The following is a 22,179-nucleotide window of genomic DNA, read 5'->3' on the forward strand; positions in this document are numbered from 1 at the left end:
TCGGCCAGCGGCGCGCCCGCCCATGGTTGGGTGGCGCGCCAAACGGGAGATCCGATGATGCGCAATTTCCGCCTCGCCACCCTTGGGGTCCATGGTTGGCTGGTCGTTTTCGTGACAATGCCCGGCAGTGCCTTCGCGCAGACCCAGCCCGCTCCAAACATACCTGCTACCGGCACCTTCGGCAGATGGGCCACTATCGTCGACGTCCTGGACACGGGCCAGGATGCGCGCAAGACCTGCGTCGCCTCGACCGCTTTCGTCGACAGCGGCGGCTATCCGGGTACGTTGACGCTTTCGATCTCGAATGGTGACGCTTTGCCGCCCGATGCTTACCCGGCGGTGACGATCGCTATCGGCAACAAGGATCTTCCGACCGGCAAGAAGATCGCGGCAAAATTCGGCGATGCCGCCGGTCAGGTTGCCGCAACCGTCTATTCCGACGATTCCGTCGCCGGCCGTCTTGCCTGGATGGTCGAGAACAAGCCAAAGACCAGCCTGGCGTTGCTGCGCACCATGCGCCGTGCGACCACGCTCGACGTGGTCTTCGGCAAACAGCCGGTCGCGACCATCTCGATGGACGGTTTCTCCAAGGCCTACCGCAGCCTTGGCGTGTCCTGCGGCTTCGCGACAGCCGACGTCGCACCTTGAAGCTGCTGTCTGGCAGGCATTACGCAGGCATTCGAGGGAAGCATCGAATGGATATCGTCTGGAAAGGCGTGGTAGGCGGATTGATGACGGCGCTGATCGTCTGGGCGTCCAAGCGTGGAAACGTCTTGCCCGGGATCCTGCCGCTGGCGCCGACCTTTGCCGTCATCGCGTTGCTCGCCGTGGGCGCCAGGGGCGAACCGGGCGGCTTTCGCGATGCCTGCCTCGCCGGCGTCAAGACCATTCCTGCCTATCTCGCTTTCCTTGGCGCCTGCTGGCTGTTCATCGATCGTGTCGACTACCGGCTGCGGCATCGCTATCTGGTTGGTTGCTGCGCTGGCAATCTTCCTCGCGCCTCGCTATCTCTGATGCGGCAGGCCGTCGAAGAGACGGAACTGCTTCAATCCGGCCTGGAAAGGCTCTAAGCCTTTCGCTTCACCAGATTCGCCAACCAAAGGCTTCTCCATGCGCTGTCCCTATTGCCAGTCAGAAGATACGCAGGTGAAGGATTCGCGCCCCGCCGAGGATGGCGCGGCGATCCGCAGGCGGCGCGTCTGCCCCGATTGCGGCGGCCGCTTCACCACCTTCGAGCGCGTGCAGTTGCGCGACCTCGTGGTGGTCAAGAAATCGGGCCGCAAAGTGCCGTTCGACCGCGACAAGCTGCTGCGCTCGGTGGAGATCGCCGTGCGCAAGCGCAATGTCGATCCCGAGCGCATCGACCGCGCGGTGACCGGCATCGTGCGCCAGCTCGAAAGCTCCGGCGAGACGGAGGTTGCTTCGGGGGAAGTCGGCCGGCTGGTCATGGAAGCGCTGAAGTCGCTCGACGATGTCGCCTACGTCCGCTTCGCCTCGGTCTATCGCAATTTTCGCGAGGCCAAGGATTTCCACGAATTGCTGGGCGAACTCAAGGGGGACGAACTCAAGGGGGATGAAATCAAGGGGGACGAAATCAAGGGCGAAGAGGACGTCAGCTGAGCATGACTGCAAGCGAACAGGCCGCCCTTGATCGCCGCTTCATGGCGGCGGCACTCAGACTGTCGCGAAAAAATGCCGGGCGCACCGCGACCAACCCGTCTGTCGGCACGCTGATCGTACGCGATGACGGCAATGGCCCGATGATCGTCGGCACCGGCGTCACCGCTGTCGGCGGCCGCCCGCATGCCGAGACCGAGGCCCTGGCCGAGGCCGGCAAGCTCGCGCGTGGTGCTACCGCTTACGTCACCCTCGAGCCCTGCGCCCACCATGGCCGCACGCCGCCTTGCGCCAATGCGCTGGTCAATGCCGGTGTCGCGCGCGTCGTCGGCGCCGCCAGCGATCCCGATCCGCGGGTGTCCGGCAAGGGCTACACAATCCTGCGTGCCGCCGGTGTCGAGGTGGTCGAGAAGGTGTTGGCGGCGGAAGCCGCCGAGCAGATGGTCGGCTATCTGATTCGATCGTTGAGAAAACGCCCCGAAGTGATTCTCAAGCTTGCGCTTTCCAGCGACGGCAAGATCGGCAGGGAAGGCGAGGGGCAGGTGTCGATCACCGGCGATATCGCGCGTCGCGAAGTCTATCTGATGCGGGCCGAGGCGGACGGCATACTGGTCGGTATCGGTACAGCCCTTGAGGATGATCCGGCCCTGACGGTGCGCTTGCCGGGGCTGGAGAACCGCTCGCCGGTGCGCATCGTGCTCGACCGCCAGATCAGGTTGCCGGAGGCCTCGAAACTGGTGTCGGGCGTGGACCGGGTACCGCTCTATGTCGCCGCTTGCCTGGAGGCCGATCCGCTGCGGCGGGCAGCACTCGAACGCGCAGGCGTGCGCTTCATCGGCACTGAAACACATGAGGGCGGCATCGCTCTGCCGGAACTGCTCGAGGATCTGGCCGCGCTCGGCATGGCAAGCGTGCTGGTCGAGGGCGGCGCCAAGGTGGCGAGCGCGTTCCTCGCCGATGGGCTGGTCGACCGCATCGTCTTGTTCCAGGGGCCGGAAGCGATCGGCGATGACGGCATTGCATCGCCGATCGACGCTGACCATATCCCGGCAGGTTTTCGCAAGTTGCGTGAGATGCGTTTCGGCGAGGACAGCTACGCCGAGTGGATAAGAGACCTTTAGGATCAACACCGATGTTTACCGGAATTGTCACCGATGTCGGCACTGTCGCTTCCGTCAAGCCGCTGAGGGAAGGGGTGGGGTTGCGTATCGACACCGCCTATGACCCTGAGACCATCGCTATCGGCGCCTCGATCTCCTGCGGCGGCGTCTGCCTGACGGTCACGGGCTTGCCCGACAGCGGCTCGAACGCGCGCTGGTTCGAGGTCGAGGCCTGGGAAGAGGCGCTCAGGCTGACGACGGCGATGGGTTGGAAATCGGGTACGCGGATCAATCTGGAACGGGCGCTGAAAATCGGCGACGAACTCGGCGGCCACATCGTTTCGGGCCATGTCGACGGCATGGCCGAGATCATCGAGCGCAAGGATGAGGGCGACGCTGTGCGCTTTACGCTGGAGGCGCCTCGCGACCTAGCGAAGTTCATTGCGCCCAAGGGCTCGGTAGCGCTCGACGGCACCTCGCTCACCGTCAACAAGGTGGAAGGCACGCGCTTCGACGTGCTTTTGATCCACCATTCGCTGACCGTGACCACCTGGGGCGAGCGCAAGGTCGGTGACCGCGTCAATCTCGAGATCGACACCATGGCCCGCTACGCGGCGCGGCTGGTGGAGGCGGCGAAAGAGGGGCTTTGATGACTAAGGACAGAGTGAATTCCCCGCCGGACGAAGCGCTGATGCGTGAGGCGCAGGCCGACATGAACGCCGAGGAGCACGAGTGGCTCGATCTGTCTCCCAACGACAGCAGATTCTTCATTGAGGCCTTGATCAATCCGCGATCGGCGAACGATCGACTGCGCGATACGGTGCGTCGCTACCGTGAGCCTACAGGCGTCTGAGCACTGGAAACCCGATAGGTTCTGCGGACCTTCGGCGTCGCGGGCAATCTTCTGCTTGCGATCAATCCGGCTTCGGCCTAAGTCACCGGCGATCCCCGGAGACTTTTATGGCTGGCACATCCCAACACGGCAAAGCGTTTATCCGTCCGAAGAAGAAGGCACGCGTTCTGATCATCGAAGCGCGCTTTCACGACGGCCTTGCCGACGCGCTGCTCGATGGCGCAACAAGCGCGCTCGATGAAGCGGGCGCGACTTACGACGTCGTCACCGTTCCAGGTTCGCTCGAAATTCCCGCGGTGATTACCTTCGCGCTGGACGGCGCGACGGAAGGTGGCACGAATTATGACGGCTTTGTTGCGCTCGGCTCCATCATTCGCGGCGACACATATCATTTCGACATTGTCGCCAATGAATCCAGCCGCGCGCTCATGGACCTGAGCGTGCAGGACTCGGTCTGCATCGGCAACGGCATCCTCACCACCGAGAACGACGCACAGGCGTGGACACGGGCCAAGCGCTCGGAGGGCGACAAGGGTGGTTTCGCGGCGCGTGCGGCGCTGACCATGATCGCCCTCAAAGAACAACTGGGAGCGCGATCGTGAGCGAACCCGCTTCGCCCGGCCAGCCCGCGGTGCGCCACGCCAACAAGCGCGGTGCTGCCCGTCTGGCCGCCGTACAGGCGCTTTATCAGATGGATGTCGCCGGCAGCGGCGTCTTCGAGATCACCGCCGAATACGAGGCGTTTCGCCTTGGCAAGGAAGTCGACGGTGCGCTCTACCGCGAGGCCGATGCGCAATGGTTTCGCGCCATCTTGGCGGGTGTCGTCGAGAACCAGAAGACCATCGATCCCATCATCCGCCAGGCGCTGACCGAGGACTGGCCGCTGTCGCGGCTCGATTCGACGCTGCGCGCCATCCTGCGCGCTGGCGTCTACGAGCTGATGAAGCGCGAGGATGTTCCCGTCGCCGTCATCGTCTCCGAATATGTCGACATCGCCAAGGCCTTCTACGAGGAAGACGAGCCGAAGCTGGTCAATGCCGTGCTCGACCGTGTGTCACGCCGGGTGCGTGGCGAGGGGCGCGGCAAGGACGCATCATGACGGCAATTGCCGTTGAGGCAGGCAAGGAGGCGCGTCGCACCGCGCTGATCCTCGCCGCTTCGCAGGCGATCATCGGCTCGGCCGCCCCCATCGCCATCTCCATGGGGGCGCTGGCCGGGCAATATCTGCTTGGCCCCGACAAATCATTGGCGACGGCGCCGATCACCGGCTTCAACATTGGCGTGGCGCTCGGCGCGCTGCCCGCAGCGGCCATCATCCGCGGCATGGGCCAGCGCGGCGGCTTCATGACTGGCACGATCGTCACGGCGCTTGGCGGTCTCGTCGCCACGCTTGCGCTTTATCAGGGCAGCTTCTGGCTGTTTGCCTTTGGCTTGCTCACGATCGGTGTCGGTGGTGCCTTCGTCCAGCAGTTCCGCTTCGCCGCCGCCGACAATGCGCCGCCGGAATTCAAGGCGCGCGCCATTTCCTTCGTGCTGGCCGGCGGCATCGTCACCGCCATTCTCGGACCGCAAATCGTCATCTTCACCCGCGAATTGTTGGCGCCTGTGATGTTTGCCGGTTCGTTCATCTCTATCCTGCCGCTGGCCGCGGTCGGCGCCATCATCCTGTCGTTCCTGCGGCTGCCGGCGAAAGCATCCGGTAAGGTGGAGATCACCGACAGCGACGCCAGGCCATTGGCCGAAATCGTCACGCAGCCGCGTTTCGTCGCCGCGCTTTTCTGCGCGGTCGGCAGCTACGCGCTGATGAGCTTCGTCATGACCGGCGCACCGCTGGCCATGGTCGGCTGCGGACTGTCGGAGACCGATGCGACGCTCGGCATCTCCTGGCACGTCATGGCGATGTTCGCGCCGAGTTTCTTCACCGGCTCGCTGATCCATCGCTTCGGTGCCGAGCGCATCGTGGCGACCGGCCTGATCCTGCTCATCGGCTGCGCCATTGTCGCTTTGTCGGGCCTGGCGCTGTGGCAATTCTGGGCGTCGCTGATCCTGCTCGGCCTTGGCTGGAATTTCGGCTTCATCGGCGCAACGGCGATGGTGGCCGCAACCTACCGGTCGTCGGAAAAGGGCAAGGTGCAAGGCTTCCATGACTTCGTCCTGTTCGGCTCCGTCGCCTGCGCCTCGCTGATGTCGGGCATGGTCTACAACGCCTGGGGTTGGGAGATGCTGAACTGGATGATCTTCCCGGTCACCGTTCTGTGCTTCGTGGCACTCGGCACGCTCAAGCTGACAGGCTTGCGCAGAGCCAGCGCTTGACCGCAAATTGCCAAGCGACCTGACACGATGCTGTCAGGATGACTTCGGTCTAAGCCCCGGCTGCCGAATAAAATTATTGCGCTGATCTCCATTCTTATGAAACCGTATGCCCCGACGAAGCGTTTGAGCCATGCTCATATGCGGCCACCGCATTTCGGTTCATAGCAAGGGGTTTTCACGATGTTTTCAGTCAAGGTTCTGGCCGGCGCGGCGTTGGCGCTCGGCGTAACAGTGGCTTCCGCCAGTGCCCAGGTGGTTGTCTCTTCGAAGATCGACACCGAGGGCGGCGTGCTCGGCAACATCGTCCAACTGGTTCTCAACGCCAATAACATCAAGACCACGGATCGCATCCAGCTCGGCGGCACGCCTGTGGTGCGCAAGGCGATCACCGCCGGTGAGATCGATATCTATCCCGAATATACCGGCAACGCCGCCTTCTTCTTCGAGAAGGCCGACGACCCGGTCTGGAAGGATGCCGCCAAGGCCTATGAGACGGCCAAGAAGCTCGACTACGACGCCAACAAGATCGTCTGGCTGTCGCCGTCGCCCGCCAACAACACCTGGGCGATCGCGTTGCGCAAGGAGGTTGCCGAGACCAACAAGCTCGCCACGCTTTCCGACTTCGGTAAATATGTCGCGGGTGGCGGCCAGGTGGTGCTGGCGGCGTCCGCCGAGTTCGTCAATTCGGCGGCAGCACTTCCGGCGTTCCAGACCACCTATGGCTTCACATTGAAGCCGGACCAGTTGATCACCCTCTCGGGCGGCGACACCGCAGCGACCATCGCCGCCGCCGCCAACCAGACCAATGGCGCCAACGCGGCCATGGTCTACGGCACCGATGGTGGCATTGCGCCGTCCGGCCTTGTCGTGCTCGACGATGACAAGGGCGTACAGCCGGTCTACCAGCCGGCGCCGATCATCCGAGAAGCGGTGTTGAAGGAACATCCCGAGATAGAGACGCTGCTGAAGCCTGTCTTCGCCAAGCTCGACCTCGTCACGCTGCAGGAGCTGAACGGCCGCGTGCAGGTCGGCGGCGAGCCGGTCAAGGGTGTCGCCGAGGATTTCCTGAAGAAGAACGGGTTTTTGAAGTAGCCGGCGCACCGAAAGGTGACGTTGGTGCGAGGCGCCCCCCTCTGGCCTGCCGGCCATCTCCCCCTCAAGGGGGGAGATCGGATGTCGCGCCGGCTTTCGCCAATCTCCGAGGCCGGAGAAAGAAGCGGGACGCAGGGGCTGCCAATCTCCCCCCTTGAGGGGGAGATGGCCGGCAGGCCAGAGGGGGGCGCCTCGCACGGAACTCTCCACCCCGCAACGGCATTCCGCTCGGGGCACATCGCACTGCATGGCCACGCGCCATGACTATCCGCTTCGACAAGCTCGGCGTGGTCATTGCCGCGATATCAGCCTACGCGGCTTTTGCCGCGCCCTTTGCCACGTTCCGCGCCAACCGCATCGTCCCCGGCCAGGCGCGCTCGATTCTCGAGGCACTGCCGCCGACGACCGGGGCGCTGCTGCTTGCCATCATCGTCGCCGCGGCACTTGTCGCGCTGTTCAAGACGCCGCTTGTGCTGCGCCTTGCCGCCAGCGTGGTGGCGCTTGCCGCGCTCGCGCTGCTGATCGGCGTCGGCGGTACTTTTCTCACCCCGGCGGGCAATACCTTTGCGAGAATTTCGCCGGCTTCCGGTTTCTGGATCCTCATTTTTGCTTTCACGCTTTTGCTCGCCGATGTGCTGACCCGGCTGAACCTGTCGCCATTGGCACGGGTTGGCGTGCTCGTGGTCGCGGCTTTGGCGATCGGGCTGCTGTTGATTTCGGGAAGCTGGGACAATCTGTCGATCCTCAAGGAATACGCCAACCGTGCCGACAGTTTCTGGGCCGAAGGCTCCAAGCACGTGACGCTGGCGCTCGGTTCGCTGGCTGCCGCGGCGATCGTCGGTCTGCCGCTCGGCATTCTCTGCCATCGCGTCGAAAAGCTGCGCGACGGCGTGCTCAACGTGCTCAACATCATCCAGACCATTCCCTCGATCGCGCTGTTCGGCCTGCTGATCGCGCCGCTCGGCTGGGTTGCCACGTATGTGCCGGGAGCTGCCGCGCTCGGCATTCGCGGCATCGGCACGGCGCCGGCTTTCGTCGCGCTGTTCCTCTATTCGCTGCTGCCGGTTGTGGCCAACACCGTGGTCGGTCTCGCCGGCGTGCCGCGGGCCGCCAACGACGCGGCGCGCGGCATGGGCATGACCGACCGACAGCGCCTGTTCGGCGTCGAGTTTCCGCTGGCCTTTCCTGTCATCCTCACCGGCATCCGCATCGTTCTGGTGCAGAACATCGGCCTCGCCACCATTGCCGCGCTTATCGGGGGCGGCGGTTTTGGCGTGTTCGTCTTCCAGGGCGTCGGCCAGACGGCGATGGACCTTGTGTTGCTCGGCGCCGTGCCGACGGTCGCTCTCGCCTTTGCCGCCGCCATCATCCTCGACGCGGTGATCGAAATGACTGCCACCAAGCGCAGGGTTGAAACGGCATGATCGAGATCGAAGGCATTACCAAGCGCTATGACACGACAACGGTGGTCGACGACGTTTCGATGGTCATCGAGCCACGCACCATCGCCGTCATCGTCGGCACCTCCGGTTCCGGCAAGACGACGCTGCTGCGCATGATCAACCGGCTGGTCGAGCCGACCTCGGGCATCATCAAGCTCGATGGCGCCGACAATCGTTCGCTGCCTGGCTACGAACTGCGCCGCAGCATCGGCTACGCCATCCAGGGCCACGGCCTGTTTCCGCATCGCACGGTGGCGCAGAACATCGCCACCGTGCCGGTGCTGCTCGGCTGGGACAAGGCCCGCATCAAGGCCCGCGTCGACGAACTGATGACACTCTATCAGCTCGATCCCGAATCCTTCGGGCCGCGCTACCCGCACGAACTGTCCGGCGGCCAGCAGCAGCGCGTCGGCGTTGCCCGCGCGCTAGCCGCCGAGCCCAACGTGCTGTTGATGGACGAGCCGTTCGGCGCGCTCGACCCGATCATCCGCACCAAGGCGCAGGAGGATCTGCTGGCGATCCAGAAGCGCTTCGGCACCACCATCATCCTCGTCACCCACGACATGGAAGAGGCCGTGCACATGGGCGACAAGATCGCGGTCATGGATGCCGGCAAGCTTGTGCAATACGCCAAGCCCGCCGAGATCCTGGCGAGGCCGGCAAGCGCCTTTGTCGAGACCCTGGTCGGCGCCAGCGAGCGGCCATTCCGGTTGCTGTCGCTCGGCCGCGTCCGCGATGCCGTTGAGAAGGGCACCGCCGAAGGCGAAGCGATCCCCGGCGACGCCAGCCAGCGCGATGCGCTGGCTGAATTGTTGTGGTCGGGCCGGCCGGCGCTGCCGGTCACAGGCGCCGACGGCAAGCCGCTTGGCCGTGTCACGGTCGACGGTCTGGTGAAACGCGCGGCGAGGCCGGCATGAAGGCCTGGCTTCCATCACTGCTCAGGCTTGCCTTGGTGGTGCTGCTCGTTGCCTTCGTCACCAATCCCGGCTGGTTCGAGCCGCTGCTGAAGCCGCTGACAGAGAACAATGCGCCGGTGATCTACAACCAGGGCAGCCTGCTGACGCTGACATTGCTGCATTTGCGCACTGTCCTGATCGCCACCGTGGCCGCGACCATCGTCGCTGTGGCGCTTGCCATCCTGGTCACAAGGCCGGCCGGCGCCGAATTCCTGCCGCTGTCGCGCAGCCTGGTCAACATCGGCCAGACCTTTCCACCGGTGGCGGTGCTGGCACTCGCCGTGCCGGCGGTCGGCTTCGGTGAGAAGCCGACGCTGATCGCCCTGTTTCTCTACGGCCTGCTGCCGATTTTCGAGAATGCGCTGACCGGCCTGACGACGCTGCCGGCCAATGTGGTCGAGGCGGCGCGCGGTGCCGGCATGACCGGTTGGCAACGGCTCACCAAAGTCGAACTGCCGCTCAGCGCCCCGATCATTCTCGGCGGCATCAGGCTGTCGGTTGTGATCAGCCTTGCCACCGCCACCATCGGCTCGACGGTGGCCGCCAGGACGCTCGGCGAAGTGATCATCGCCGGGCTGTTGTCCAACAATCTTGCCTTTATCCTGCAGGGCGGCCTGATCGTGGCGGCCCTTGCCGTGCTGATCTATGACGGTCTGTCGGCGATCGAGCGCTACACGGCACGACGCATGGGCCGGGAGGCAGAGTAGTCGGTTCAGATTTCATCTTCGCCAATGTCCGCCATCCTTAGAAGATGGCGCAAAAGGCCAGTCTTGAGCGGCTTATTGCCGTGTATCGGAATCGAGAGACGTACAACGCTTCCCTGCTTTCCGTAGATATGATGGCTTCCGGCGACGCGCAGAAGCTCCCAACCACGTCGCTCAACTGTCCGCGAGAGTTCCTTGCCGGAGATGGACTTCAAACTGCGACTTCCACGATCCTGCCGGGTTCCGAAGTCAACGACGACGGAAGGTCGACTGAAAGACAGCCCTCGATGGCTTCGCGTAGATTTGCCAACAGCTCGTCCAGGGTTTCTCCCTGCGTTGCGCAGCCTGGAATGGCGGGGACTTCGGCCCAGAATCCACCTTCTTCGGCTTCGTGGACAATAGCTTTGAATTTCATCGATCAACTCCTGTCTTGGTCCAGAAGATATGCTCGCGATGAACATTTGCAAAGCAGGGGTCGTGCGGCCTACCCGGCAGCGTGGGTTTGGATCAGCCCGAGTGTCCGTCCTTATCTCCGGCAACCAGCCGAAAATCGTCCTCATTCAATCGATCTAATTCAACAATGACGCCGATAGAAATGCCGCCGCTCTCCACTTTTGGGCGAAAGCCGGGCAAAAACCGAACAATATCTTGACGTTCGCAGCCCTGTTTCGCATACACCGCTGCGAAGAGGCGGATTCCGTGCTCGGAATCCGGTCTTTGTCTCAACGGCCCAGGGAGGGGTTCTTTTGGGCCATCAATCGAGGAAAATCCGGCAATGACAATTATTTCCGCCGTCATCGCCTGCGGCCTGCTTTCAATCCTTTACGCCATCTGGGCGACACGTTCGGTCCTTGCGGCCGATCAGGGCAATGCACGCATGCAGGAAATCTCCGCGGCCATCCGCGAGGGCGCACAAGCCTATCTGGCGCGTCAGTACACCACCATCGCCATCGTTGGCGTCGTCGTCCTCCTGCTCGCCTGGTGGTTGCTGTCCATCACCGCCGCGGTCGGCTTCCTGATCGGTGCCGTGCTTTCGGGCGCCGCCGGCTTCATCGGCATGCATGTCTCCGTTCGAGCCAACGTTCGCACGGCGCAGGCCGCATCAAACAGCCTCGCCGCCGGCCTCGACATCGCGTTCAAGTCGGGCGCTATCACCGGCATGCTGGTTGCTGGCCTGGCCTTGCTCGGCGTGTCGATCTACTACCTTGTCCTGACCCAATTCTTGGGCCTTCAGCCCAATGACCGCATCGTCATCGACTCGCTGGTCTCGCTCGGCTTCGGCGCATCGCTGATCTCGATCTTCGCCCGTCTCGGCGGCGGCATCTTCACCAAGGGCGCGGATGTCGGCGGCGATCTCGTCGGCAAGGTCGAAGCCGGTATCCCGGAAGATGATCCGCGCAACCCTGCCACCATCGCCGACAATGTCGGCGACAATGTCGGCGACTGCGCCGGCATGGCCGCCGACCTGTTCGAAACCTATGCGGTGACGGTCGTCGCCACCATGGTTCTCGCCGCCATCTTCTTCGGCGGCACCGCCGTTCTCGGTGCGGCGATGCTCTATCCGCTCGCCATCTGCGGCGCCTGCATCCTGACCTCGATCGTCGGCACCTTCTTCGTCAAGCTCGGCTCGAACGGCTCGATCATGGGCGCGCTCTACAAAGGCCTGATCGTCACCGGCCTGTTGTCCATCGTCGGCCTCGGCGTCGCGACTTCGGTCACGTTGGGCTGGGGTGAGATCGGCACGGTCGCCGGCATGGTCATCACCGGCAAGAACCTGTTCATCTGCGGCCTGATCGGCCTCGTGGTGACCGGTCTCATCGTCGTGATCACCGAGTATTACACCGGCACCAACAAGCGCCCGGTGAACTCCATCGCCCAGGCGTCGGTCACCGGTCACGGCACAAACGTCATCCAGGGCCTTGCGGTCTCGCTGGAATCGACGGCACTTCCGGCGATCGTCATCGTCGGCGGCATCATCTCGACCTATCAGCTCGCCGGCCTCTTCGGCACGGCGATCGCCGTCACGACGATGCTCGGCCTTGCCGGCATGATCGTTGCGCTCGACGCCTTCGGCCCGGTCACCGACAATGCCGGCGGCATTGCCGAAATGGCCGGCCTGCCCAAGGAAGTGCGCCACTCCACCGACGCGCTCGACGCGGTCGGCAACACCACCAAGGCGGTGACCAAGGGCTATGCCATCGGTTCGGCCGGTCTCGGCGCACTGGTGCTGTTTGCCGCTTACTCGAACGACCTGAAGTTCTTTGCCGCCAATGGCGACAAATATCCCTACTTCCAAGGCATGGGCGAGATCTCCTTCGATCTCTCCAACCCCTATGTCGTCGCCGGCCTGATCTTCGGTGGCCTGATCCCCTATCTCTTCGGCGGCATCGCCATGACGGCCGTCGGCCGTGCGGCGGGCGCCATCGTCGAGGAGGTGCGCAAGCAGTTCCGCGAGGATCCGGGCATCATGGCCGGCACCTCCAAGCCGAACTACGCCCGCGCGGTCGACCTTCTGACCAAGGCGGCAATTCGCGAGATGATCATCCCGTCGCTGCTGCCGGTGCTGGCGCCGCTCGTCGTCTATTTCGGCGTGCTGCTGATCTCGGGCTCGAAGGCGTCCGCCTTTGCGGCGCTGGGCGCTTCGCTGCTCGGCGTCATCGTCAACGGCCTGTTCGTCGCCATCTCGATGACCTCTGGCGGTGGCGCCTGGGACAACGCCAAGAAGTCCTTCGAAGACGGCTTTGTCGACAAGGACGGCGTCAAGCATCGCAAGGGTTCCGAAGCGCACAAGGCTTCGGTGACCGGCGACACGGTAGGCGACCCCTACAAGGACACCGCTGGTCCGGCGGTCAACCCGGCGATCAAGATCACCAACATCGTGGCGCTCCTGCTGCTGGCCGTGCTCGCGCACGGCTGATCGAGGAGCATTGCTGGAAACAAAACCCGCGGGAGCGATCCCGCGGGTTTTTTGTTGAATGATAACGACGTCGTTCCTTCAGCGCTTCTCTTGCCGGCCCCCCGATTTTGTGAGCAAGCGTACGACGGCCTCGCCTTGAACGCGGCCATAACAAAAACCCGCAGGATCGCTCCCGCGGGTTTTTGGTCGCCTGAGATGTTGCTGCTTTCCCGGAGGGAACTCAGAGTCAGAAGATCAGGGAGTGCCGCCGCCGGGAATGCCAGGGGCCAGCTTGCTGGCGCCGTTGATGATCTGGCTGAGGAAGTTCTGGTCCTTGCCGCCGGTCGGTGTGGTGCGCGAGACGAAGTCGAACATCTTGCCGTCCTTCAAGCCGTAGTTGGCGATCTGGGTGACACGACTGTCAGCGCCGAAATAGACCGCCAGCACATGCTGGTCGATGAGCCTCGGCTTGTCGAATGCGACGTAGCGCTTGCGCGTCTGCGAAATGTAGTAGAACGCCTCATTGTCGAAGGTCGCCGTCGTCGACGGCGTGCCGAGCGCCAGCAGCACCTGCTCGCGGCTGGAGCCGACGGGCACCGAATCGATTGCCTGCTGGTCGATGACATACCCTTGCGTCAGCGTCTCGCTCGGGCTGAGGTCACCGATGATCTTGTTGGTGTGGCACGCGGACAGCGCCGAAACAATCACCAGCATTGAAATCGCGCCAGCGGGCCTGGACGAGAAGGTCTTGAAATTCAGCGCGCGCAACAACAACTCCATTAGCTGGCCGCAACTTGCGCTGGGCCGCGAAACCGGTAAACCAGCTTGCTTGCCGATGCAACAAGGCCACTTCAACAAACGGTCCCCAGGAGACCATCCCCAATGTTCCAGCGCTTTTTTGGCCGCGAACGCCACGCCAACCGCGCTATCACCGAGGCGCTTTACGCACAAATCGTGGCGGCGGCGCGGCAGACTGTGTTTTATTCCCATTGGAATGTGCCGGACACGCCGCTCGGCCGTTTCGAGATGGTGTCGCTGCACATGTTCCTTTTCCAGCACCGGTTGCGCGGTGAGGGCGGCGTGGCGCAAGAGGTCGCCCAGGTGCTGATCGACGAGTTCTTCCTCGACGTCGACCATTCGCTGCGGGAATTGGGCGTTGGTGACGTTGGTGTGCCCAAACGCATGAAAAAGCTGGCAAAGATGTTTTATGGCCGAACCGCCGCTTATGACGATGCCCTGGAAAGAAATGACCATGACGGGCTCACCGCGGCCCTTGCCCGCAATGTCAGGCCCGACGCCGGCGCCTGGCCGGAAGCATCGCTGCTAGCCGCGTATGTCACCGACGCTTGCAGTCAGCTGGCCGCGCAACCATCCGAATCGATTGTCGCCGGCACGCTGGCGTTTCCCGTCGCCAAGGGAGGTTGAACAATGAAGCACGTTGACCCGCAAAGCCCGGTATCGTTCCGCGCAAACGTCACTCGCCTGCCGCAGAAGGGTCTGCCGGTGGTTATCGAGGCCGATGCCGCACAGCGTGCGGCGCTGGCCGAGGAGCACGGGCTGATTTCGGTCGAAGCCTATCGCGCCGAACTCCTGGTGGCGTCATGGAAGCGCAATGGCGTGAAGATCAGCGGTCGCGTCGAAGCCGATATCACCCAGGCCTGCATCGTCACGCTCGATCCTGTCGAGGCGCATATCGACGAACCGGTCGAAGCGCTGTTGCTGCCCGAGGACTCCAAGCTTGGACGGCAGGGTTTCGATGGCGGCGGCGAGATCCTGCTCGACGCGGAAGGCCCTGACAGTCCCGAAACATTTTCCGGTGACACGATCGATGTCGGGGCACTTGCCGAACAGTACTTCGGACTGGCCATCGACCCTTATCCGCGCAAGCAGGGCGCCTCGCTGAATGCCGGCGGCGAGGCCGAAGCGGCGGAGAATGAATTTCAGCAAAAACTGCGATCCTTGCTGGGAAAATCCTGAGAACCTCGCCCGCGACGGAAAAGTCGGTTGTGCGGCAGCCCAAAACCGTTATTTTCGCCGAACCTTCGCGGTCGCTAAAGCGACCTGCCGCCTAACAGTGAGATAAATACCGAGTGATCAGGATTTCCATCGATGCCATGGGCGGCGATCACGGGCCAGCCGTGGTCATTCCGGCGCTCATGACGGTCGCGACCCGCCGTCCCGACATCCGCTTCGTCATCTACGGGCGTGAGGAGGTTGTGCGCCCGGAACTCGCCAAGTTTCCCAAGCTCGCCGAGGTCAGCGAGTTCTTCCATTGCGAAATCGCGGTCAGGATGGACGACAAGCCGAGCCAGGCGCTGCGCCACGGCCGCTGGAAGTCGTCGATGTGGAAGGCCGTCGAAGCGGTCAAGACTGGCGCTGCGGACGCCTGCATTTCCGCCGGCAACACCGGCGCGCTGATGGCGATGTCGAAATTCTGCCTGCGCACCATGGCAACCATCGAGCGCCCGGCGATCGCGGCCCTGTGGCCGACATTGCGCGGCGAAAGCGTGGTGCTGGACGTCGGTGCCACCATCGGCGCCGATGCGCACCAGCTGATCGACTTTGCCATTCTGGGCACCGGCATGGCGCGCTCGGTCTTCGGCGTCGCCCGGCCTAGCGTCGGGCTGCTCAATGTCGGGGTTGAGGAGATCAAGGGCCAGGAAGAGGTCAAGGAAGCCGGGCGCATGCTGCGCGAAGCCAACATGGCCTCGATGAACTATCACGGTTTCGTCGAAGGCGACGACATCGGCAAGGGGGTGGTCGACGTCGTCGTCACCGAAGGCTTTGCCGGCAACATCGCGCTGAAGACGGCGGAAGGCACGGTGCGCCAGATCGGTGGCTATCTGCGCGCGGCAATGAGCCGGACGCTGATGGCCAGGATCGGCTATATCTTCGCCAAGGGCGCTTTCGATCGCCTGCGCGAAAAGATGGATGTCGGTCGCTCCAATGGCGGTGTCTTCCTGGGACTGAACGGCATCGTGGTGAAAAGCCATGGTGGGGCTGATTCGGACGGCTTCGCCGCGGCGATCGAGCTTGGCTATGATATGGTGCGCAACAATCTGCTCGACCGCATCGAGGCCGACCTCGACCTGTTCCATGCGCGCAACCCGCATGCCCAGGCAAACAGGAAATCCGACGTCGTTACCGACGCAAAGGAATAGGAAAGAACTTTGATCAGATCAGTCGTGCGCGGCATGGGCGCCGCGCTGCCCCGCCGAATCATGAAGAATGCCGATTTCGAAGGCATGGTCGAGACATCCGACGAGTGGATCGCCCAGCGCACCGGCATTCGCCAGCGCCATATTGCTGGTGATGACGAGACGACGGCTTCGCTGGGGGAGGCGGCGGCGCGCGCCGCGCTTGCCAATGCGGGTCTCACGCCCGCCGACCTCGATCTGATCGTACTGGCGACCTCGACGCCCAACAACACATTCCCGGCCACCGCCGTCGAGATCCAGAACCGGCTCGGCATGCATCACGGTTTTGCCTTCGACCTGCAGGCGGTTTGCTCCGGCTTCGTCTACGCCGTGGCCACCGCCGACCTCTACATCCGCGGCGGCCTGGCCAAGCGGGTCCTGGTCATCGGCTCGGAAACATTCTCGCGCATCCTCGACTGGAGCGACCGCTCGACCTGCGTGCTGTTCGGCGACGGCGCCGGCGCCTTGATCCTGGAAGCAGGCGAGGGCGTGGGCACGATCGCCGACAATGGCGTTCTGGCGGCCAGCCTGCGCTCCGACGGGGCGCACAAGGACAAGCTTTTCGTCGACGGCGGGCCGTCGACCACGGGCACGGTCGGCCATCTCCGGATGGAGGGCCGCGAAGTCTTCAAGCATGCGGTGGGCATGATCACCGACGTCATCGAGGCGACGTTCTCGCAAGCTGGTATATCAGCCGATGATCTCGACTGGTTCGTGCCGCACCAGGCCAATAAACGAATTATTGACGCTTCCGCCAAGAAGCTCGGGATAGCCGAACAAAAGGTGGTGGTTACGGTCGATTTGCACGGTAACACCTCGGCTGCTTCCGTGCCGTTGGCGCTTTCGGTAGCCGTCGCCGACGGCCGCATCAAGAAGGGCGATCTCGTGCTTCTGGAAGCCATGGGTGGCGGCTTCACCTGGGGTGCAGTCCTGGTTCGCTGGTAAGTGCCAAACGGTCCGGTTTCGGTCCTTGACCTTGCCGGATCAATTACTTAGGCTCTGCCGTTGTTGTGCCGAATTTTGTGTTTTGAACTGATGGGACGGTCGGATGGGGGGAAAGACACTTACGCGCGCCGACCTTGCCGAGGCAGTTTACCGGAAGGTCGGCCTGTCGCGCACTGAATCGGCCGAACTCGTCGAAGCGGTGCTGGACGAAATCTGCGAAGCGATCGTTCGTGGCGAGACGGTGAAGCTGTCGTCCTTCGCGACATTCCACGTCCGCTCCAAGAATGAGCGTATCGGCCGCAATCCCAAGACCGGCGAAGAAGTGCCGATCCTGCCGCGCCGGGTGATGACCTTCAAGTCGTCGAACGTGCTGAAGAGCCGTATCTTGCGCTCCCACCAAAGCGGCAAGGCCAAAAGCGGCAAGTAGCCACAATGCGTGGTTGAAAACCGCCGCCGCCATGACGCCGGGCTTGAATATTGCTTCATAAACCGCTGAAATAAGACCCGATTCGGCAGGATAAGCCGGATCATCGTCCAGCGTGAGGATTCGCCCATGGACAAGAGCCCCGACGCCTTTCGTACCATCAGCGAGGTCGCCGAAGATCTCGATCTGCCGCAGCATGTGCTGCGTTTCTGGGAAACGCGTTTCACCCAGATCAAGCCGATGAAGCGCGGCGGCGGCCGTCGTTACTACCGGCCGCAGGATGTCGAACTGATCAAGGGCATCCGCCACATGCTCTACGACCAGGGTTACACCATCAAGGGCGTGCAGAAGCTGTTGCGCGAGAACGGCAATCATTTCCTGGTCGCCATCGGCAGTGGCGACATGGCCGCGGTCGAGGCGATCTCGCAGCGAAAGCAGGCCGATCAAGTGCCGTTGACGCCCGCGGCCCAGCCGCGCGGCATGGACGACGAACTGGTTGGCCAGCCGCGCGTCAAACCCAGCCGCCGCTTTTTCGGTCTGGGCAAGGGCGACGAGGACGGTCCGGTGCAGCCGGACGCGTCGAAACTCTCGCGCGACAATCGCGCGCTGTTGCAAGAGGCGCTGTTCGATCTCCTGGAATGCAAGCGTCTGCTTGACCAGGTGCGCTGACCGAAGCGACATCGATATTTCGAAAACCGGAACCCGTCTTCCGGTGAGGCGTTACGCTTCCTTCTGCAAATGAAGGAAACGCATCATGGCATTTTCGACCCTCTCGGATACTGATCTCGACAGGCAGGTCGCGGCTCTTACCAAGGAATTGGCCAGCTTGAAGAGGGCCGTGGCCAGGCGAGGCGGCGCCTACTACGAAGACAGTCGCGATGCCGCGCTCGACACCTATTCCGACCTTGCCGAGCGTCTGCGCGATGCCATGCCGGCAATCCGCAGACAGGGCAGGGTGATCGAGAAGTCGGCCCGCGACCATCCGGCGGCGACCGCCGCGGTTGGCCTTGTGGTGCTCGGTCTCGTTATCAGTCTGCTGTTCAGCCGGCGCTGAGGAAAAGCTTTCGTCGGTTGCGTCGAATCCTGACGCTGTCGTTCGACGAACTTGGCGCACCCCGATTGTGTCGAGCCTCACCGCAGTACCAAAAGGAGACCAGCCTTGAACAAGAAGCCAAGGCCGGTCTTCTTGTTGGCAGTTCGCTATGCCTAGATCTTCTTCACGTGGTCGTGGTGGTGGTGGTGGTGGTAATGATGGCGGTGATGAACGGGGTGGTAATGGCGATGATGGTGACGATGATGTCTTGCCATCGGGGCCGCATCCGCGCTCGTCGCGCCGATCACCGGCACCGTGAAAGCAAGTGCAACTGCAAGCCCGAGGGCCGAGAGGAGGGACTTCTTCATGGATCGTTTCCTTTTTAGCAGGTCATCGGGTCGGTGATCCGATTGCTGCGAATGGGATTACGCTCCTGAATTTTTTCGTCAGTATTTCCCGATTGTAGAATTTTGTTTCGGGACTGTTTCTGCGGAATCCGGGCAGTCGCCATCATCATCGCCAGGGCCGAAACGCCGCGCCTTTCCGGCTGTTTGCCTACATCGGCGGGACCACGCCATTGTTTCCCACCACGACGCGGCTGGTGCTCAGCGTACCGTCCGCCTCGCGCTGAGCGGTCACGAAGACCGTAGCGCCCGGCTTGAGGTCGGTCGGTGTGGCGGGCGCGAAGGTCACGACAGGCGTGGTGTCGGGGATCGAAATCTTCTTCGTCTGCCCATTGTCATAGGTCAGCGTGACGGCTCGACCGCTTATGTCGGTGACGTCGGCGACGGTGCCGTTGGTCATCCGGCTGTTTGGCTGCAGGTCCCAGGGACGATCACCCTCGCCAGTGCCTTTCAAGGCGGCCGGGAAGACCACCACCTCCAGGGCGCCACTGCCGCCATCCGCTTTCGAGACCGAGGCGATGCCGAGGAAATCGCCCTGCTTGATGTCCTTCACGGATGCGCTGGCGACGCCTGATATCTTCCAGTCCGCATTAAGCTTGATCGCATCGGTGTCACCCTGGCGGGTTTTCACGGTGAGCAACGTGGGCTCGAAGCTGACCACGGTGCCGCGCACGCGCAGCGTGTCGGCCGCCTGAGCGCCGCCCACAGTGGCAATGGAAAGGGTGGAAATCGTGCCGAGCACGAGCATGAGTGTCTTCAAGTTCATCGCAGAGATCCTTCCGAGAACGGGCTGGCTGGAACCAGATGGTTTTCACGCCAGCGCATCAGAACTACGAACAGGTGGGCCGAAACCACCGAGCAAAAAGGTGCTCGGGTGTTCAAAAGAACTTGATGCGGCCGATGTGTGCGAGACAGCCGCACGTGCCTGTGGTTCACGATCCCGTGACGGTCAGATTGGCTCTTGGCAAATCGCCGGCGAGCGGGCATCTTCCCGATCGTCTCAGGCAACACTCCACATTTGATCAAACTCTTTCAGTCATGGAGTTGCCAATGCCCCATAATGCAAAAAACGAAGCCCCCTCCGAACCGGCAGCCAACGGAAGCGGGCCTGATTACAGCACCCTCAGAGCGATGCGGGAGACCCGCGGCTACAGTCTGGAAAAGCTTTCCCTGACATGCGGTCTGGCGGTCGACGAGATTGAGGATATCGAGAACGGCCGGATAACGGACCCGTCGAAAGTGCGTCGTATTGTGTCCGCGCTTCGACTTCCCCAGGAGGCCCTGATCACCCCGGCTGGGCCGACGCCGGCGGCGCAAGGTCGATCCCTCGCATAAATCCGCACCAGGCATGCCCGACAACCCGCCAAGACACCCTTGGCGGGTTTGTCTTTGGTGGTGCCGCAGCCTCTCTGCCTCGGCCTGGGGCTTGCCGATTTGTGTGTCGCGCGTGTTTATACGCGCGGCGGCCAGAATCTGCTGAAATCACTTTGCCGTCCATCAAGTTTGAATCATGGGTTTGACGATGAGCCTGGAATCCGTTCGTGCCTTCTTCGCCGCTCACGCACCCGACATCGATGTCATCGTCACGGAAGCGAGCTCGGCGACGGTGACCCTGGCGGCTGAGGCGCATGGCGTTCTGCCGGCACAGATCGCCAAGACGATCAGCCTGCGAGTCGGCGACCGCACCATGCTGGTGGTGACCAGCGGCATCGCCCGGCTGGACAACCGCAAGTTCAAGGACCAGTTCGGCGGCAAGCCGCGCATGCTCGACGCCGCGGAGGTGGTCGAGGCGACGAGCCACCCGGTCGGCGGCGTCTGCCCATTCGGCCTGCCGGCACCGCTGCCGGTCTTCTGCGACATATCGCTGCGCGAATTCGACGAGGTCGTGCCCGCGGCTGGCGCCACCAACGCCGCGGTGCGGATCGCGCCACAGCGCTTGGTTGAGATCACCGACGCTGAGTGGGTCGATGTGTGCCAAGGGTAGAGGTGCGGCCATCCCGGAGTTCAAGCAAGACGGGGGGCACGTTCCGGGATCTTGCCCCGATCCGAGATTTGGCCGGTCTGACCGGGGCGTCTGGAAAGGCGGACTTCGGGGGCAAGTCCTTGCTTTAAATGGTCGGAGTGGCCGGATTCGAACCGACGACCCCTTGACCCCCAGTCAAGTGCGCTACCGGGCTGCGCTACACTCCGGACCGCGGAAAGCCCTATATTCTCAAGGGTTCCGGCGCAAGAGCAAAAAGGCATGCTAAGAACATAACGGAACCGAAGAGCAGCGAAACGCAGGCAACGGCACATTTTTCCCCACGGAAAGTCCCACGGGTGTTCGTGAGTCGTTCTGTGGATAACTCAGCGGAGCCAATCCGCTCCGACAATGTGCCGGACGGTAGCGTTGGGAGTTAATGCTAGTGTCTCCGCGCTGTAATGCACATAGCCTGCTGGCCGTTAGCGGAAACGGAGAACGAACTGCTCGGCGGGTAAATCGAAGGCGGCCTTTTCATGTTTGATGCGCTCGATGGGCCAGTCCCACCAACGAATTTTCAGCATGGCCGCGATAGTGTCCTCGGAGAAACGATATTTGATAACCCGCGCCGGGTTGCCGGCTACTATCGCGTAGGGTGGCACATCCTTCGTGACCACGCTGCATGCCGCAACAACGGCGCCATCGCCAATAGTGACGCCCGACATGATTGTCGCCCGCGCCCCCACCCAGACGTCGTTCCCGATGACAATCGGACCTTTAGTCCGAAGATACTCCATCGACGTCTTGGTTCCGAGGATCTGGTCCTGCAAACCGAAGTTTGACGCGGTCTCTGTTGGATGATTGGCCTGGCAGATGAATATAACTTCCCGCGCGAAGGCACAAAATGCGCCTATGGTCACCGGCGATTCGTCAGAGGGGAAGAGGAAAGACTTGCTAGGAAGGTCATGCGTGTATCGCCCCAGCTTTACACACGGAGGCACGGGTTTTGCCCAGAGGAGACCTCTCTCCCGTAGCCATTCGGTTAACTTCGACATGCATGCCCCCCGTTTAGTGGTCCGTCCGGCAAGTGAATAGCGTTTGAAGAAGCACCTGGATAGACCACGTTGCCAGAGGCGAGCGGACAAGCGGCATCCGGAAGAACACCTGTGGCGAAACGACTTCGATCGGCTGATCAGGGCAGACCGCTACCTTCTGACAGAGGCAGGACTGAAGATCGCAATGC

30 protein-coding genes and 1 tRNA gene are annotated in these 22,179 nt (G+C 62.7%); 23 read left to right on the plus strand and 8 right to left on the minus strand.

Annotated elements, in window-relative coordinates:
• Positions 1 to 57 precede the first annotated feature (57 nt).
• From NKI38_RS06150 to NKI38_RS06210, 13 genes are all read left to right on the plus strand, one after another.
• Positions 58 to 648 (plus strand): hypothetical protein, encoded by a 591-nt coding sequence (locus NKI38_RS06150; RefSeq protein ID WP_352655858.1) that lies wholly within the window; start codon positions 58 to 60, stop codon positions 646 to 648.
• Between the two features lie 47 nt (positions 649 to 695).
• A complete protein-coding gene (locus tag NKI38_RS06155) occupies positions 696 to 1,070 on the plus strand; it encodes a GlpM family protein (protein ID WP_352655648.1) in 375 nt (124 codons plus the stop codon).
• 40 nt (positions 1,071 to 1,110) lie between these two features.
• Entirely contained in the window at positions 1,111 to 1,620 is a 510-nt protein-coding gene (nrdR, locus tag NKI38_RS06160; RefSeq protein WP_352655650.1) for a transcriptional regulator NrdR, read from the plus strand.
• Between the two features lie 2 nt (positions 1,621 to 1,622).
• Entirely contained in the window at positions 1,623 to 2,738 is a 1,116-nt protein-coding gene (ribD, locus tag NKI38_RS06165) for a bifunctional diaminohydroxyphosphoribosylaminopyrimidine deaminase/5-amino-6-(5-phosphoribosylamino)uracil reductase RibD (RefSeq protein ID WP_352655652.1), read from the plus strand.
• 11 nt (positions 2,739 to 2,749) lie between these two features.
• Entirely contained in the window at positions 2,750 to 3,367 is a 618-nt protein-coding gene (locus NKI38_RS06170; protein WP_352635835.1) for a riboflavin synthase, read from the plus strand.
• A complete protein-coding gene (locus tag NKI38_RS06175) occupies positions 3,367 to 3,570 on the plus strand; it encodes a type II toxin -antitoxin system TacA 1-like antitoxin (protein ID WP_352655654.1) in 204 nt (67 codons plus the stop codon). The genes NKI38_RS06170 and NKI38_RS06175 overlap by 1 nt, the downstream gene beginning before the upstream one ends.
• Before the next feature lie 107 nt (positions 3,571 to 3,677).
• Positions 3,678 to 4,172: a 6,7-dimethyl-8-ribityllumazine synthase gene (gene ribH, locus NKI38_RS06180; RefSeq protein WP_352635832.1), complete on the plus strand. Its 495-nt coding sequence runs from the start codon at positions 3,678 to 3,680 to the stop codon at positions 4,170 to 4,172.
• Positions 4,169 to 4,669: a transcription antitermination factor NusB gene (nusB, locus tag NKI38_RS06185; RefSeq protein ID WP_023798402.1), complete on the plus strand. Its 501-nt coding sequence runs from the start codon at positions 4,169 to 4,171 to the stop codon at positions 4,667 to 4,669. Before ribH ends, nusB begins: the two co-directional genes overlap by 4 nt.
• A complete protein-coding gene (locus tag NKI38_RS06190; protein WP_352655656.1) occupies positions 4,666 to 5,883 on the plus strand; it encodes an MFS transporter in 1,218 nt (405 codons plus the stop codon). Before nusB ends, NKI38_RS06190 begins: the two co-directional genes overlap by 4 nt.
• A 180-nt stretch (positions 5,884 to 6,063) precedes the next feature.
• Positions 6,064 to 6,975, plus strand: coding sequence for a glycine betaine ABC transporter substrate-binding protein OsmF (osmF, locus tag NKI38_RS06195; protein WP_352655658.1), 912 nt, complete (start codon positions 6,064 to 6,066; stop codon positions 6,973 to 6,975).
• A gap of 260 nt (positions 6,976 to 7,235) precedes the next feature.
• On the plus strand, positions 7,236 to 8,399 hold the full coding sequence (locus NKI38_RS06200; protein WP_352655660.1) for an ABC transporter permease: 1,164 nt from the start codon (positions 7,236 to 7,238) through the stop codon (positions 8,397 to 8,399).
• The gene (locus tag NKI38_RS06205; protein WP_352655662.1) at positions 8,396 to 9,334 is read left to right on the plus strand and encodes an ABC transporter ATP-binding protein; all 939 of its coding nucleotides are present in this window, start codon (positions 8,396 to 8,398) and stop codon (positions 9,332 to 9,334) included. The genes NKI38_RS06200 and NKI38_RS06205 overlap by 4 nt, the downstream gene beginning before the upstream one ends.
• Positions 9,331 to 10,080 (plus strand): ABC transporter permease, encoded by a 750-nt coding sequence (locus NKI38_RS06210; protein ID WP_352629353.1) that lies wholly within the window; start codon positions 9,331 to 9,333, stop codon positions 10,078 to 10,080. Before NKI38_RS06205 ends, NKI38_RS06210 begins: the two co-directional genes overlap by 4 nt.
• A gap of 5 nt (positions 10,081 to 10,085) precedes the next feature.
• Here the strand turns inward: NKI38_RS06210 and NKI38_RS06215 are convergent, their stop codons facing one another.
• From NKI38_RS06215 to NKI38_RS06225, 3 genes are all read right to left on the minus strand, one after another.
• A complete protein-coding gene (locus tag NKI38_RS06215; RefSeq protein ID WP_352655664.1) occupies positions 10,086 to 10,292 on the minus strand; it encodes a type II toxin-antitoxin system HicA family toxin in 207 nt (68 codons plus the stop codon).
• On the minus strand, positions 10,289 to 10,492 hold the full coding sequence (locus NKI38_RS06220; RefSeq protein WP_023759892.1) for a type II toxin-antitoxin system HicB family antitoxin: 204 nt from the start codon (positions 10,490 to 10,492) through the stop codon (positions 10,289 to 10,291). Before NKI38_RS06220 ends, NKI38_RS06215 begins: the two co-directional genes overlap by 4 nt.
• A gap of 92 nt (positions 10,493 to 10,584) precedes the next feature.
• A complete protein-coding gene (locus tag NKI38_RS06225; protein WP_352655666.1) occupies positions 10,585 to 10,875 on the minus strand; it encodes a hypothetical protein in 291 nt (96 codons plus the stop codon).
• On the opposite strand from NKI38_RS06225, the gene NKI38_RS06230 reads away from it, so the two are divergent.
• On the plus strand, positions 10,853 to 12,994 hold the full coding sequence (locus tag NKI38_RS06230) for a sodium-translocating pyrophosphatase (RefSeq protein WP_352655668.1): 2,142 nt from the start codon (positions 10,853 to 10,855) through the stop codon (positions 12,992 to 12,994). The two genes, NKI38_RS06225 and NKI38_RS06230, sit on opposite strands and share 23 nt — an antisense overlap.
• 234 nt (positions 12,995 to 13,228) lie before the next feature.
• Here the strand turns inward: NKI38_RS06230 and NKI38_RS06235 are convergent, their stop codons facing one another.
• Positions 13,229 to 13,741 carry an outer membrane protein assembly factor BamE gene (locus NKI38_RS06235; RefSeq protein WP_352655670.1) on the minus strand — a complete coding sequence of 171 codons (513 nt, stop codon included), beginning with the start codon at positions 13,739 to 13,741 and terminating at the stop codon, positions 13,229 to 13,231.
• Positions 13,742 to 13,855: 114 nt separating this feature from the next.
• Between NKI38_RS06235 and NKI38_RS06240 the strand changes: the two genes are divergently transcribed.
• The 7 genes from NKI38_RS06240 to NKI38_RS06270 all read left to right on the plus strand — a co-directional run bounded on the left by NKI38_RS06240 (position 13,856) and on the right by NKI38_RS06270 (position 18,593).
• Entirely contained in the window at positions 13,856 to 14,398 is a 543-nt protein-coding gene (locus tag NKI38_RS06240; RefSeq protein WP_352655672.1) for a ubiquinol-cytochrome C chaperone family protein, read from the plus strand.
• 3 nt (positions 14,399 to 14,401) lie between these two features.
• Positions 14,402 to 14,950: a YceD family protein gene (locus tag NKI38_RS06245; RefSeq protein WP_352655674.1), complete on the plus strand. Its 549-nt coding sequence runs from the start codon at positions 14,402 to 14,404 to the stop codon at positions 14,948 to 14,950.
• 113 nt (positions 14,951 to 15,063) lie between these two features.
• A complete protein-coding gene (gene plsX, locus NKI38_RS06250; RefSeq protein ID WP_352629345.1) occupies positions 15,064 to 16,134 on the plus strand; it encodes a phosphate acyltransferase PlsX in 1,071 nt (356 codons plus the stop codon).
• A 9-nt stretch (positions 16,135 to 16,143) separates the two neighbouring features.
• Positions 16,144 to 17,115, plus strand: coding sequence for a beta-ketoacyl-ACP synthase III (locus NKI38_RS06255; protein WP_352629342.1), 972 nt, complete (start codon positions 16,144 to 16,146; stop codon positions 17,113 to 17,115).
• 103 nt (positions 17,116 to 17,218) lie between these two features.
• On the plus strand, positions 17,219 to 17,542 hold the full coding sequence (locus tag NKI38_RS06260) for an integration host factor subunit alpha (RefSeq protein WP_013532231.1): 324 nt from the start codon (positions 17,219 to 17,221) through the stop codon (positions 17,540 to 17,542).
• 126 nt (positions 17,543 to 17,668) lie between these two features.
• Positions 17,669 to 18,208 carry a MerR family transcriptional regulator gene (locus tag NKI38_RS06265; RefSeq protein ID WP_352629341.1) on the plus strand — a complete coding sequence of 180 codons (540 nt, stop codon included), beginning with the start codon at positions 17,669 to 17,671 and terminating at the stop codon, positions 18,206 to 18,208.
• A gap of 85 nt (positions 18,209 to 18,293) precedes the next feature.
• On the plus strand, positions 18,294 to 18,593 hold the full coding sequence (locus tag NKI38_RS06270; RefSeq protein ID WP_352655676.1) for a hypothetical protein: 300 nt from the start codon (positions 18,294 to 18,296) through the stop codon (positions 18,591 to 18,593).
• 152 nt (positions 18,594 to 18,745) lie between these two features.
• Here the strand turns inward: NKI38_RS06270 and NKI38_RS06275 are convergent, their stop codons facing one another.
• Positions 18,746 to 18,940: a hypothetical protein gene (locus NKI38_RS06275; RefSeq protein WP_352655678.1), complete on the minus strand. Its 195-nt coding sequence runs from the start codon at positions 18,938 to 18,940 to the stop codon at positions 18,746 to 18,748.
• A 187-nt stretch (positions 18,941 to 19,127) separates the two neighbouring features.
• Positions 19,128 to 19,742 (minus strand): hypothetical protein, encoded by a 615-nt coding sequence (locus NKI38_RS06280; protein ID WP_352655680.1) that lies wholly within the window; start codon positions 19,740 to 19,742, stop codon positions 19,128 to 19,130.
• Positions 19,743 to 20,026: 284 nt separating this feature from the next.
• Here NKI38_RS06280 and NKI38_RS06285 point away from each other — a divergent pair, with 284 nt between their 5' ends.
• Positions 20,027 to 20,311 (plus strand): helix-turn-helix domain-containing protein, encoded by a 285-nt coding sequence (locus NKI38_RS06285; RefSeq protein WP_352629339.1) that lies wholly within the window; start codon positions 20,027 to 20,029, stop codon positions 20,309 to 20,311.
• Positions 20,312 to 20,498: 187 nt separating this feature from the next.
• On the plus strand, positions 20,499 to 20,960 hold the full coding sequence (locus NKI38_RS06290; protein WP_352655681.1) for a YbaK/EbsC family protein: 462 nt from the start codon (positions 20,499 to 20,501) through the stop codon (positions 20,958 to 20,960).
• A 129-nt stretch (positions 20,961 to 21,089) separates the two neighbouring features.
• Here the strand turns inward: NKI38_RS06290 and NKI38_RS06295 are convergent.
• Together NKI38_RS06295 and NKI38_RS06300 are read right to left on the minus strand one after the other, a co-directional pair.
• Positions 21,090 to 21,166, minus strand: a tRNA-Pro gene (locus NKI38_RS06295).
• 252 nt (positions 21,167 to 21,418) lie between these two features.
• Entirely contained in the window at positions 21,419 to 21,856 is a 438-nt protein-coding gene (locus tag NKI38_RS06300; RefSeq protein WP_352629335.1) for a CatB-related O-acetyltransferase, read from the minus strand.
• Between the last annotated feature and the right edge of the window lie 323 nt (positions 21,857 to 22,179).

This window comes from Mesorhizobium sp. M0621, assembly GCF_040320745.1.
Lineage (GTDB): Bacteria > Pseudomonadota > Alphaproteobacteria > Rhizobiales > Rhizobiaceae > Mesorhizobium.